The organism is Sporosarcina sp. FSL W8-0480, assembly GCF_037963765.1.
Classification (GTDB): domain Bacteria; phylum Bacillota; class Bacilli; order Bacillales_A; family Planococcaceae; genus Sporosarcina.
This window is the reverse complement of the sequence record NZ_CP150166.1, coordinates 1,801,906-1,815,408: the sequence shown is the minus strand read 5'-3', so window position 1 is coordinate 1,815,408 and position 13,503 is coordinate 1,801,906. Positions and strand designations below refer to the sequence as shown.

Here is a 13,503-nt window from a genome sequence, read left to right as displayed (position 1 = left end):
AAATTCTTCAAGTAAGCTTGGAGTATTAAATTTCGTCTTCATAGACAATAGAAGCATCTTGCACTTGTTTTGAAAGTGCGCCTGCAGCCACTTCTTCCAAAGCTTTCCCTACATTTTTATGAGAGTTATAGGAGTGAAGCAATTCGTTTTTACTCTCCTGCATTTCACGAGCACGTTTCGCAGCAAGTGTAACTAACGTGTATTTCGAATCAATTTTGCCTTTTAGTGAATCGACTGATGGATATAACATGTATTATTCCCCTTCCAACATTTGTAGATAACGTTTTTCGACGCGCTCACGACGACAGTGTTCTGCGGTTACGATTGAATTGATGCGATCGCATGCTTTCGAGACTTCGTCATTTTCAACGACATAATCGTAAAGATTCATCATTTCCAGTTCATCACGTGCTTTTAATACACGACTTGCGATTACATCGGCTTCCTCGGTACCTCTTCCTACCAATCGATCCTCTAATTCGGATAGGCTTGGCGGGGCGAGGAAGATGAAGAGGCCATCTGGAACCTTTTCTCTAACTTGTGCGGCACCGACAACTTCTATTTCAAGGAATACGTCTCTGCCTGCGTCGAGTGTTTCGTTGACGTAGTCTAAAGGTGTGCCGTAGTAGTTGCCCACGTATTCGGCATACTCAAGAAGTTTGCCTTCGTTGATGAGTGTTTCGAATTCACTGCGGGATTTGAAGAAGTAGTCCACTCCGTCTTGTTCGCCTTCTCGTGGGCTTCTTGTTGTCATTGATATTGAGTATTCGTAGTTTGTGTCAGGTTGTTGAAATAGTTCTTTTCTGACGGTTCCTTTTCCTACGCCGGATGGACCGGACAGGACGATTAGTAATCCACGTTTTTTATACATTCGATCCCTCTTTTTATGTATTATATAGAAGTTGCTAATGAATAAATAATTATAAAGTCCGTTGCTTTTCGTTTCAGGCGGACGCTTTCCACTACAAGCAACTACTACCTTTAAATATAGAGCGAGTTAATTCCTTAGTACTTACTATATAGAAATTTAGTTCAAAACGGTAAAAGAATCTCATCATATTATAACATAAGTTGGCCATTGAGTGCTAAAATGGAACAAAACGTTTGAAAGAGGAATTAATTATCATGGCATTTGATGGTTTATTTACTGCAGCGATTGTAGAAGAGCTGCAACAGATTAAAGATGGACGTATTTCGAAAATACATCAGCCAAATGCGCAGGAAGTTGTTTTGATGGTGCGGGCTGGTAGAGATAATTGCAGACTCCTCATCTCAACCCATTCATCGTATTCCCGGGTTCAACTGACTGATGAAACAATTGCAAATCCCGCTGAACCTCCTATGTTTTGCATGGTGCTCCGGAAGCATCTTGAAGGCGGAGTGATTCAATCGATCAGGCAGTCAGGCAATGATCGTATCATATCTTTCGGAATAAGAGCAAAAAATGAAATCGGTGATGAAATTCACCGTGAATTGATCGTTGAAATTATGGGAAGGCATAGTAATTTACTATTGATTGACCCTGAACGGAATATGATCATTGATAGTATGAAACATCTTCCTCCTTCGGTAAACAGTTACAGGACAGTATTGCCTGGACAGCCCTATGTTCCAGCACCTCCGCAAGAGAAATTGAATCCATTTGAGTTGGAAGAGAGCGATTTTCTATCATTATTACCAGAATGGGAGAATGCCAAACAGATTGTTGGGAAACTTTCTGGTTTCTCCCCAATCCATGGCGAGGAGCTTTTGCACCGTTTGAAAGGGGTTCGGGAGGAAGATGCCTATCAAATCTATAATACTTTCCTTTCTTCTTTCAAAGGAATTGGCCAGGTGCCAACTATTGCAGAAGTTGGGACGAAAACAATTTTTTCCGCGACAACATTGACGTATGCTGATAAAATCGTTGCGACGTTTGGGACACTTGGCGAATTGCTTGATAAAGTTTATTTTGCACGGGCCGAACGAGAACGTGTGAAATCGCAAGCAGCAGATTTGGAACGTTGGCTTGATAACGAAATAGCAAAGTTGAAATTAAAGATGGACAAATTGGGCAAGGAGCAGAAAGCTGCAGAAAAGCTGGATACCTTCCAATTATATGGTGAATTGCTGACGGCGAATAGCTATGCCATTCAAAAGGGTGATACTGAGGCGGTTGTCGACAACTATTATGAGGAAGGAACGAGAGTCACCATTCCCCTTGATGCAAGAAAGACACCTATAGAAAATGCACAGCGTTATTATTCTCGTTATACTAAGGCAAAGAATGCTTTGATCATGATTGCCGACCAGTTGACGAAGGCACAGGAGGACATCGAGTATTTTGAAATGATTAAGCAGCAGGTTATGCAAGCCTCTCCTGAAGATATCGATGAAATTCGGGAGGAGTTGGCGGAAGCTGGATTAATGAGGGCAAGGAAAGGCAAGAAGAAACAAAAGCCGAAAAAACCATCTCCGGAAGCTTATGTCTCTTCGTCAGGCATTCCGATTTCTGTAGGCAAAAATAACAAACAAAATGATTATTTGACGTTCAAAATTGCAGCAAGGGATCATGTATGGCTACATACAAAAGACATTCCCGGATCGCATGTTGTCATCCACTCGACGGATCCAGATGAGGGAACAATTCAAGAAGCGGCTATTCTTTCAGCATACTTTAGTAAAGCAAGAGGGTCATCCTCTGTTCCTGTAGACTTCACTGAAATCAGACATGTGAAGAAGCCGAATGGCGCAAAACCTGGATTTGTTATTTATTTTGAGCAGAAGACGTTGTATGTTACACCGGATGAGGATGTTGTTAGGAGATTGAAGAAATGAATAAGGATTGCCGTCATGTTTTGACGGCAATCCTTTTTTGGTACCATTCTTTTTGTAGGTACCTTCACAAGTTTTTCACACAGGTACCCTTACAATCCATTACAATGATCCGGTTTTCAATTTCCCATGCCATTCGAGCAAATCGGTAATGGATGCTTCATTGATGGATCCGGCGTCTTTCGCGACTTCTATTAAGGCACCGAAATTCGTCAAACTCTGATATGTTAAGCCTGCCTCTTCAAATGCGCTGTCGGCACTTTCGAGTTCGTATGTAAAGATTGAAACTACGCCTGTAACTTCGACATTCTCTGAGCGAAGGGCTTCTACTGCATTTAGACTGCTTCCGCCTGTTGAAATCAAGTCCTCGATGATGATCGCTTTATCTTCCGGTTTCACTTTTCCTTCAATTTGGCGGCTGCGTCCGTGGCCTTTCGCTTTCGATCGGATATAGACCATTGGGAATCCTAAAATGTCAGCAACCCAGGCAGCATGCGGAATTCCTGCGGTTGCAGTTCCAGCGATGAGTGTGGTTTCTGGGTAATGTTCTTTGATCAACCCTGCAAGTCCTTCAGCGATTTGCTTACGGCCAACAGGGTCAGACATTGTCAAGCGGTTATCACAATAGATCGGTGACTGTATGCCTGATGCCCAAGTGAATGGATCTTCTGGACTTAGTTCTACCGCACCGATATTCAATAGTATTTCCGCAATTTCTTTTTTACCCAATTTACTCCATCCCTTTCCACAATTCGTTAATTTCCTCGTAAGCCACGCGTGGATCCGCTGAGCTTGTAATCGCTCTTCCGACTACGATATGAGTCGATCCTTCTTTTCTCGCTTCTTGTGGCGTAGCAATTCGTTTCTGATCTTGGACGTCGCCGCCTAACATACGGATTCCAGGAGTAACCTTCAAGAATTCAGGTCCGCAAACTTCTGAAATGATCGCCGCTTCATGAACGGAGCAAACGACCCCATCCAGTCCCGCGTCCTTCGTAAGCTTCGCATAATGAAGGACGGATTCCTGAAGTGAAGCTTGGATAAGTTGTTCATTTCGAACTTGCTGCTCATCAGTCGAAGTAAGTTGAGTAACACCGATAATGGATGGGCGTTTCTTTCCTGAAGCAGTTCCTTTATCAAGACCTTCAAGTGCAGCCTCCATCATGCTTTTCCCTCCTGCCGCATGGACATTCACCATGTCCGCGCCTAAACTTGCCAACACTTCCATTGCCGACATGACAGTATTCGGGATATCATGCAATTTCAAGTCAAGGAACACATCATATCCAAGTTCTTTCAACTTCGCCACAATTACAGGTCCTTCTTTATAGTATAGCTGCATACCAACTTTTACATTAATACCGCCTTCGAATGACTTTAAAAAATCGAAAACCTTGTTGGACGAATCAAAATCCAATGCAATTATCGGGGATGTTTTCATAATCGATGACTCCTTCCTACAAGCTCTGAAATATGATCAACACCAAGTTCGTCTAATTTCGCGGGTAGCTCTTCAATGATTTTCGGGCATATGAATGGGTCTACAAAGTTCGCTGTACCAACAGCTACAGCACTTGCACCTGCCGAAAGGAAATCGATGACATCAGCTGTTTCAACAACGCCGCCCATTCCGATAATCGGAATCGAAACAACTTGACTCACTTCATATACCATCTTGATTGCGACCGGCTTAACAGCAGGTCCAGATAAACCACCTGTAATATTCGCAATGATCGGACGACCAGTCTTTTGGTCGAGCCGCATGCCGATAAGTGTGTTGATCATCGTAATCCCATCTGCACCTCCTGCTTCAACTGCTTCCGCGATTTCCTTAATATCGGTCACGTTAGGGGAAAGTTTTACGTACACAGGAACCTCGGAAACTTCCTTAACTGCAGCCGTCAGATCATGAGCTTGCTGTGGATCTGTACCAAAAGTGATGCCTCCGCATTTTACATTCGGGCAAGATATATTCAATTCCAATGCTTTCACATTCGGGGCGGTTGAAATTGTTTTCGCCACTTCTACATAATCGCCTGTTTCTGTTCCTGCCACGTTTGCAATAATCGGAACATCGAACTGTTCCAACCAAGGCAATTCATTTTCCATGACGCCTTGCAATCCAGGATTTTGCAAACCAATCGCATTCAACATGCCGGAAGCTGTTTCTGCTACGCGTGGAGTCGGATTGCCGAACCGCGTTTCAAGTGTCGTTGCTTTGATCATGATTGCACCTAACAGCGATAGGTCATACAAATTCCCATATTCCTTACCGAATCCGAAACAGCCCGAGGCCGGCATGATTGGATTTTTCAATTGTAAGCCCGGCAATTCCACTGCCAATCTATTCATATCGACACCACCCCCGCTAAAAACACTGGTCCATCTGAACATACTTTGACATAAGGTTTCTCTATTTCTTCAGTAGTTTGACAAACACATGCGAAGCAAGCACCTATTCCGCAACCCATCCGTTGTTCGAATGAAAGGAAGCCTTTTTTGCCTTCATAAGCTGTTTGTACAGCATTCAACATCGGCATTGGGCCGCAGCTATAATAAGTCGAAAATCCGTCGCCGATTTTCTTCATAACATTAGTAACAAACCCTTCAGTTCCCTTCGTTCCGTCAACTGTTGCGATATATGTTTCGCCCAATCTTGTGAACTCTTCTTCGTAAAAGGAAACATCTGATGTTTGAAAACCCAATATATGAATGCATTTCACACCGTTCGCAGTCAATTGTTTAGATAGCTCATATAAAGGAGGTACACCGATCCCTCCGCCAATCAAAATCGCGGTCTCACCAGATGAAGTTGCATCTACCGGAAACCCATTGCCTAACGGACCAAGCACATCTACTTCCTCGCCATCCTTTTTCATGGAGAGCTGTTGTGTGCCCCTACCTTCAGCGCGATAGATGATTGTCATTTCGTTGTTAGCAGCATCTACAGAAGCAATTGAAATCGGTCTTCTTAATAACGGTTCGAATGAGTCCGATACCCGTATATGGACAAACTGGCCAGGGGAATTGATTTCCCCCACCAGCTTGCCGGCCAATTTCATTTCAAATATATTCTTTGCAATTTTTCTTTGTCCCGTCACTTTCATCCGCTCCTGGATGATCATAATATCACCTGCTGTTTCTGCATTTTATCTGTATAAAACGTCATTGATTCGATTACCCGAAGCATCGCTTCCGCCGTATCAATTGATGTGAAGCATGGAATGCCGTTTTCGACTGATTCACGTCGGATACGGAAACCATCTCTTTCAGGTAGTTTCCCTTTCGTCAATGTGTTGATGACGAGTTGAACATCGCCTTTTTGAATGACATCAATAAGATTCGGTGCATCTGAGCCGATTTTGCTGACAGTCTCCACCTCTATACCAGCACTCGTCAATGCATTTGCCGTCCCAGCTGTCGCAAGAATACGGTATCCGATATTCGTAAAGCGTCTTGCTAAGCCTACGACTTCTTCCTTGTCTTTATCAGACACAGTTAACAGAACAGTTCCATAATCTTTAATCGTCATTCCTGCTGCGACAAGCCCTTTATATAAAGCTTTCTCCAGTGTTAGATCCTTCCCCATGACTTCGCCCGTCGATTTCATCTCTGGCCCTAACGTCGTATCGACACGTCGAAGTTTCGCGAATGAAAACACCGGAACTTTCACATAGACTCCTACAGGTACCGCTGCAAGTCCTGTTGCAAATCCTTGTTCAGTGATCGACTGGCCCAAAATCGCTTTTGTTGCAACATTCGCCATTGGGATGCTCGTAATCTTGCTTAAGAATGGAACCGTTCGGCTCGACCGAGGATTCACTTCTATGACATATACTTGACCATCTGAGATGACAAATTGGATATTAAGCAATCCTTTGATCTTCAAATTAATCGCGAGTCGCTCCGTATACTCTGTAATTGTTTTAACCATTTCGGTTGACAGGTTTTGTGGGGGATAAACCGCTATCGAGTCGCCAGAATGAACGCCCGCCCGTTCGATATGTTCCATAATGCCAGGTATCAAGACATTTTCTCCGTCACAAATTGCATCCACTTCGATTTCTGTTCCTGTTAAATAGCGGTCGATCAATACAGGGTGTTCGGGACTTGCCTCAACTGCATGTTCCATATAATGAAGTAGATCAATTTCTTGATAGACAATCTCCATTGCGCGTCCTCCTAAGACGTACGACGGTCTAACGAGAACTGGAAAGCCGATTTCCTTGGCAATGGCTACAGCCTCATGGACTGAAACTGCTGTTTTCCCAAGAGGTTGCGGAATCCCGATTTCATGCAATGCACGCTCGAATTTATCCCTGTTTTCCGCACGATCGATATCTTCAAGTGTTGTTCCAAGTATCTTAACACCACGTTCTTCAAGTCCGGCTGCCAAATTGATTGCCGTTTGCCCGCCGAATTGGACAACAACTCCTTCAGGTTGTTCCAAGTCGATGATATGCATGACGTCCTCAATCGTCAAAGGTTCGAAGTACAATTTATCCGAGATTGTGGAATCGGTCGAAACGGTCTCTGGATTGTTATTAATAACGATTGCTTCATAACCAGCTTGCTGGATCGCCCAAATCGAATGGACAGTTGCGTAGTCAAATTCCACACCTTGACCGATCCGAATCGGTCCTGAGCCAAGGACGATTACACTTTTCTTTTCAGTTCTGACGGATTCATTTTCTTCCCCATACGTCCCATAAAAGTAAGAGGCAGTGGATTCATATTCATCCGTGCTTGTATCCACTTTTTTATAGACAGGAACGACCCCATTTTCTTTTCTCAATTTATAGATGGATAACTCATTTTCATTCCAAAGTTGTGCGAGTGTTACATCCGAATAGCCCATCCGTTTAGCTTCAGCGAGTTTTTCAAGGTTGTAAGGGTTAGACGCCAACTCACGCTCAAATTGAACGATCCTTTCGAATTTTCGGAGGAAGAATACATCAATTTGACTCCATTCTTTCAGGGTTTCCACTGAAACGCCTCTGCGTAGGGCTTCTCCGATGAAGAAAAGTCTTTCATCCCCAGCAACCCGGATTCGCTTTTCGATCCATTCATCCGACAACTTTTCTGCACCTTTTAATGTTAATCCGAATTGTCCAGTTTCAAGGGATCGGATTGCTTTCAAAATGGATTCCTCGAATGTGCTTCCGATAGCCATCACTTCGCCTGTCGCTTTCATTTGCGTTCCAAGATTACGCTTTGCGGATTCAAATTTATCGAATGGCCATCTCGGGATTTTCGTAACGATATAGTTAATCGTCGGTTCGAATAATGCATTCCCTTTACCAGTAATCGGATTTTCCATTTCCTCAAACGTTAGGCCGATTGCAATTTTCGCAGCCATTTTAGCAATCGGATAGCCTGTGGCTTTCGAAGCCAATGCAGATGAACGGCTCACCCGAGGATTCACTTCAATGATATAGTAGGATAATGTTTCTGAATCAAGTGCCAGTTGAACATTGCAGCCGCCCTTAATCTTCAAAGCTCTAACAATTTTCAAAGAAACATTTTTAAGCATTTCATTTTCATAGTCTGTAAGCGTCTGGCAAGGAGCAGCAACGATGGAGTCGCCCGTGTGAATACCGACTGCATCAACGTTCTCCATATTGCAAACGACAATTGCATTATCTGCGGAATCCCTCATTACTTCGTATTCGATTTCTTTGAGACCAGCAATCGATTTTTCAAGTAGACATTGGGTAACTGGACTATATTTCAATCCGCTTGAAACAGTTTCAATAAGTTCCTTCTCGTTAGAACAAATCCCTCCCCCGGTTCCGCCAAGCGTGAAGGCTGGTCGGACGATAACCGGGTAGCCAATCTTTTCTACGAATGCAAAAGCTTCCTCTAAATTGTGGATAATTTCGCTTTCCGGGACGGGCTCCCCTAATTCTTTCATTAATGAACGGAAGAGGTCGCGATCTTCTGCTTTATGTATTGCTTCGAGATCTGTTCCGATGATTTCAATTTCATATTCATTTAAAATTCCTGATTCTTGAAGTTCAATAGCCATATTTAATGCCGTTTGACCACCTAATGTCGGAAGAAGGGCATCTGGTTTTTCTTTATGGATAATACGGCTTACGAAATCGAGTGTTAACGGTTCGATGTAAACTTTGTCCGCAATTTCTGTATCCGTCATGATTGTTGCCGGGTTCGAGTTGATGAGGATGACCCGGTATCCTTCTTCCTTTAAAGAAAGGCAGGCTTGTGTCCCTGCGTAGTCAAATTCGGCCGCCTGACCGATGATGATCGGTCCGGATCCAATCACTAGAATCGTTTCAATATCTTGGCGTTTTGGCATTGTACTTCCCCTCTCCGTTGCTTGCATTTAGTTGATACACAAATTATGGAACAAGATTATTTATTGTTTCTTTGTAGTACTTTTTCATCTTGCCAGACGATTTCGCCGCTGTAGATTGTTTTTACAGGCCAGCCAGAACAAGTCCATCCATCAAAAGGTGTATTTTTCCCTTTGGATAAAAATGTGTTCCGGTCGATTGTCTGTTCTTTATTCAAATCAAGAAGTACAAGATCCGCTTGCGCACCTACTTCAATTTTCCCGTATGGTAGACCAAATACATCAGCGGGCTTAATCGTCATCCAGTCGATCAATTGCTTCAACTTCCACTTTCCTTCTTTCACAAATTTCGTGTAAAGAAGCGGGAAAGCTGTTTCAAATCCTGTAATTCCGAAAGGTGCTTTTGCAAAACCAGCGCTTTTCTCTTCCGCAGTATGCGGTGCATGGTCGGTTGCGATAAAATCGAGTGTACCGTCCATCAACCCCTCTTGTAATGCATGCAAATCTTCTACTCCACGAAGTGGTGGGTTCATTTTCCAATCAGCGTCGTCATTAGGGATATCATCTTCCGATAAAATCAGATGATGCGGGCTAACTTCAGCTGTTACATGAACTCCTGCTTTCTTTGCATCACGGATTACCCGTACGGATTCTTTCGTACTTACGTGGCAAACATGGTAGTGGGCGCCTGCCGCTTCAGCAAGAAGAATATCGCGGGCGATATGGACTGATTCAGCTACGGAAGGGATACCCGGAAGGCCTAATTCCTTATTCCGTTTCCCTTCATGCATTGCTCCACCGTAGATTAATGTATTGTCTTCGCAATGCGCGACGATTGCCATTCCGATTTCAGCCGCGTCCTTCATCGCTTCAAACATCATTCCTGCTTGTTGGATGCCTACACCGTCATCAGTAAAGGCGAATGCACCGTTTTCTTTTAGTTCTTTTAAATTTGTCCGTTCTTTTCCAGCTTCACGAATCGTAATAGAAGCATATGGGAGAACACGTATATGTGCTTTATCTGCGATTAGTCGATTGACTAAAGACAAGTTTTCTTTTGTATCAGGAACCGGTCGTGTATTCGGCATCGCACAAATTGTCGTATAGCCACCTTTTGCTGCTGCAAGTGTTCCCGTTTCAATTGTCTCTTTATGTTCGCCCCCTGGTTCACGTAAATGAACATGGACATCGATGAAACCTGGCGCAAGCAACAGGCCGTTGGCGTCAATCACTTCGGAATCTCCAATATTCAAATCTGTACCAATTTCAGCAATTCGATCCCCATCAATTCGGACATCGACTAAAACCTTTTCACCTTCGTCGCTCAAAACATATGCACTTTTGATGATCTTTCCCATGCCAATTCCTCCTTTTGTAAAATCGTTTCCAGGATTGCTGCGCGTATATAGACACCATTTTCAACTTGCTTGTAAATCATTGATCGACTGCATTCTACAAGGCTTCCCGCAATTTCAACATCTCGGTTAACCGGAGCAGGATGCATGATGATCGATCCAGGTTTCATTTCCCTTTCACGCTCGATCGTCAATCCGTATTTCTCGTGGTACTCTTCCTTTGTGAATCTCATTTTACCATCATGTCTTTCATGCTGAACTCTAAGAAGCATGACGACATCACTTGTGTAGATCACTTCTTCCCAGTCACTCACGTATGGAAAATCTCCCGCCCACTCCGGAGGGCATAGGAATTTCACATTTGCACCAAGCTTAATAAGAGCATCTGCATTCGACTTTGCTACTCGACTATGAGAAATGTCGCCTGCTATGAGCACATTGAGCCCTTTGAAACCGCCGAGCGTTTCTTTTATCGTGAACAAGTCAAGAAGTGATTGTGTTGGATGTTGGCCTGAGCCATCACCACCATTGATAATTGCCATATTCATTTTTCCAACCAAATCCTCATAATAGCGCTCTTCAGGATGTCTGATGACGACTGCATCCAATCCGATTTCTTCAAGTGTGCGAAGAGTGTCGTATAACGTTTCTCCCTTTACTGCGCTTGAAGAACCTGCTTCAAAGGGGATTGTTTCAAGACCCAATTTCCGTTCCGCCACTTCAAAACTCATTTTTGTCCGTGTGCTTGGCTCAAAGAATAGATTGCTAACCAAATATTTTTGAGGCAATGCACGGATTCCATACCTTTTTAACATCGCGGCACGATCCAATATTGCTGAAATTTCGTCGATTGATAGATCTTTCATAGATAATAGGTTTTTCATTGAGAAAATCCCCTTCCGTTTAGGATATAAAAATGGCCTTTCCATTTAACGGAAAGGCCAGTGGGCATGACTGAACAATCGTCATCCTTGTTGAATGACCATCAGTCTACTGGACCTTTCCTTGTCTCTCAGTACAATTTTAAAAGGTCTTTCTATTCTGTTGCACTATCAGCCAAACTATCTTTTGTTCTGTTAGGCAAAATCATGTTAAGGAACACTCCGACGATCGCAGCAAGCGCCATTCCTCCAACTTGGAATGTTTCACTGAAATGAATGGATGCACCACCAATTCCGATAACTAAAATGACTGAAGCAATAACGAGATTTCGTTGCTGTCCGAAATCGACTTTATGATCGACAAGCATCCTTAGACCCGAAGCCGCAATGATCCCGAACAACAGGATTGATATTCCACCAAGCACAGCAGTTGGAATTGTTGCGATGATTGCCATTAGCTTGCCGATGAAAGAGAACAAAATCGCGAATACTGCCGCTCCTATGATGACGTAGATGCTATATACGCGGGTGATTGCCATAACTCCGATGTTTTCGCCGTACGTCGTTTTCGGTGGACCTCCAAGAAATCCACTCAATAGTGTTCCTAAACCGTCTCCAAGTAAGGATCTGTTCAAACCAGGGTCTTTGATAAAATCTTTATTTACAACGCGACCTAATACAAGTTGGTGACCGATATGCTCTGAAATTGTTACGATTGATATCGGAACCATAATTGCAAGCAGTGTCGGTGTAACGACAAAGTCATAATCGATTCCAGGAATAAGGAATTCCGGTATTGCAAACCAATCGGCTTCATGCACTTTAGTGAAGTCCAAAATTCCGATTGCCGCTGAGTATATGTAGCCTACAACTATTCCAATCAGGACAGGCATGAGGCTGACCACCCCTCTAAAGAACATGAGGCAGATGATCGCCGCTGCCAAAGTAACTATTGCTGCCGAGAAATGAAGGAGATTGTACTGCGCTTCGCCGTCTACTTGGATTGTACTCGCCATGCTGACCGCTGTTGGTGCCAACGCCAATCCGATTACCATGATTACCGGTCCGACTACGACTGGAGGAAGAAATTCCATGATCCACCCGGATCCAGTCGTCCAGATTAACAACGATACGATTGCATACACGAGAGCAACGAACATGCTTCCGATCATTGCGCTTCCGATGCCTCCTGATTCTGTAGCTGCGATAATTGGCGCAATGAAAGCGAATGATGAACCTAAGTATGCAGGAACTTTGAATCGCGTGACAAGGACGAAGACAATTGTCGCAATCCCACTTGTCAGTAAAGCAATTGCCGGGCTTAATCCGACTAATTGTGGAACAAGGATTGTTGCTCCAAACATAGCAAACATATGCTGTAAACTGAGTGCAAGCCATCTACCGGCATCCGGTTTATCATGTACGTCTAATACATTATTATCATTCATCATTTCTCACCTGTTCCCATCTGGATTTTTCTTTATCTTGTATGAATCGAAACGCCGTCTGCACCATCTTCTTCAACTACATTGACGACTACCCTTTCCTCATTTGAAGTCGGAATGTTTTTACCGACAAAATCCGGCCGGATTGGTAATTCGCGGTGGCCCCTGTCAACAAGGACTGCCAGTTGAATTGCCGCAGGTCTACCTAAGTCGATGACTGCATCCATTGCTGCTCTTACAGTTCTTCCTGTGTAAAGAACATCGTCAACAAGAATTACTTTCTTTTCTGTCACATCGTGTTCAATGTCGACTTGGTGGACAAGTGGTTCATGATTTCCATGCTTATGTTGAAGGTCATCTCTATACAGCGTAATGTCCAATTCACCTGTCAAAATCGGTCTGCCTTCAATTTGCTTGATCCTTTCCGCAAGACGTTTCGCAAGGACTGCTCCTCTTGTTTTGATGCCGACAAGAATGCATTCGTCGATTCCTTTATTTTTTTCGATGATTTCGTAGGCGATTCTTGTTACTGCTCTTGATATTGCCTGTTCGTCAAGAATGATTGCTTTTTCCGTCATGAAAATTCCTCCTTGGTTTTAATCTACCGCTTTGTCGCACTCCCAAATTCCGCATAAAAAAACCTCCCTGCCTGTATGGCGGAAGGTGTACGTGCAGAAATAAGCGTATTTAAG

12 protein-coding genes are annotated in these 13,503 nt (G+C 43.6%); 1 reads left to right on the top strand and 11 read right to left on the bottom strand.

All coding sequences use genetic code 11. The features are described from left to right. Positions 1-25: 25 nt before the first annotated feature. Positions 26-250 carry a DNA-directed RNA polymerase subunit omega gene (rpoZ, locus tag NSQ43_RS09465; protein WP_339249608.1) on the bottom strand — a complete coding sequence of 75 codons (225 nt, stop codon included), beginning with the start codon at positions 248-250 and terminating at the stop codon, positions 26-28. A gap of 3 nt (positions 251-253) precedes the next feature. Next, entirely contained in the window at positions 254-871 is a 618-nt protein-coding gene (gene gmk / locus NSQ43_RS09460) for a guanylate kinase (RefSeq protein ID WP_339249605.1), read from the bottom strand. A gap of 254 nt (positions 872-1,125) precedes the next feature. Here gmk and NSQ43_RS09455 point away from each other — a divergent pair, with 254 nt between their 5' ends. Then, positions 1,126-2,817: an NFACT RNA binding domain-containing protein gene (locus NSQ43_RS09455; protein ID WP_339249603.1), complete on the top strand. Its 1,692-nt coding sequence runs from the start codon at positions 1,126-1,128 to the stop codon at positions 2,815-2,817. A 99-nt stretch (positions 2,818-2,916) separates the two neighbouring features. On the opposite strand, the gene pyrE is transcribed toward NSQ43_RS09455, so the two are convergent. The 9 genes from pyrE to pyrR form a co-directional block, all read right to left on the bottom strand. Continuing rightward, on the bottom strand, positions 2,917-3,543 hold the full coding sequence (pyrE, locus tag NSQ43_RS09450; protein WP_339249601.1) for an orotate phosphoribosyltransferase: 627 nt from the start codon (positions 3,541-3,543) through the stop codon (positions 2,917-2,919). A 1-nt stretch (position 3,544) separates the two neighbouring features. Continuing rightward, the gene (gene pyrF / locus NSQ43_RS09445; RefSeq protein ID WP_339249600.1) at positions 3,545-4,255 is read right to left on the bottom strand and encodes an orotidine-5'-phosphate decarboxylase; all 711 of its coding nucleotides are present in this window, start codon (positions 4,253-4,255) and stop codon (positions 3,545-3,547) included. Beyond that, positions 4,252-5,166, bottom strand: a complete 915-nt coding sequence (locus tag NSQ43_RS09440) for a dihydroorotate dehydrogenase (RefSeq protein WP_339249598.1) — start codon at positions 5,164-5,166, stop codon at positions 4,252-4,254. Before NSQ43_RS09440 ends, pyrF begins: the two co-directional genes overlap by 4 nt. Continuing rightward, positions 5,163-5,939, bottom strand: coding sequence for a dihydroorotate dehydrogenase electron transfer subunit (locus NSQ43_RS09435; RefSeq protein ID WP_339249596.1), 777 nt, complete (start codon positions 5,937-5,939; stop codon positions 5,163-5,165). The genes NSQ43_RS09440 and NSQ43_RS09435 overlap by 4 nt, the downstream gene beginning before the upstream one ends. Next, positions 5,936-9,133, bottom strand: coding sequence for a carbamoyl-phosphate synthase large subunit (gene carB, locus NSQ43_RS09430; RefSeq protein ID WP_339249595.1), 3,198 nt, complete (start codon positions 9,131-9,133; stop codon positions 5,936-5,938). The genes NSQ43_RS09435 and carB overlap by 4 nt, the downstream gene beginning before the upstream one ends. Positions 9,134-9,189: 56 nt before the next feature. Next, a complete protein-coding gene (locus NSQ43_RS09425; RefSeq protein WP_339249593.1) occupies positions 9,190-10,488 on the bottom strand; it encodes a dihydroorotase in 1,299 nt (432 codons plus the stop codon). Next, positions 10,455-11,369 carry an aspartate carbamoyltransferase catalytic subunit gene (locus NSQ43_RS09420; RefSeq protein WP_339249591.1) on the bottom strand — a complete coding sequence of 305 codons (915 nt, stop codon included), beginning with the start codon at positions 11,367-11,369 and terminating at the stop codon, positions 10,455-10,457. The genes NSQ43_RS09425 and NSQ43_RS09420 overlap by 34 nt, the downstream gene beginning before the upstream one ends. 152 nt (positions 11,370-11,521) lie before the next feature. After that, complete coding sequence (locus NSQ43_RS09415; protein WP_339249589.1) at positions 11,522-12,814, bottom strand: solute carrier family 23 protein; 1,293 nt, start codon at positions 12,812-12,814, stop codon at positions 11,522-11,524. A gap of 32 nt (positions 12,815-12,846) precedes the next feature. Beyond that, positions 12,847-13,389, bottom strand: coding sequence for a bifunctional pyr operon transcriptional regulator/uracil phosphoribosyltransferase PyrR (pyrR, locus tag NSQ43_RS09410; protein WP_339249587.1), 543 nt, complete (start codon positions 13,387-13,389; stop codon positions 12,847-12,849). Positions 13,390-13,503 lie beyond the last annotated feature (114 nt).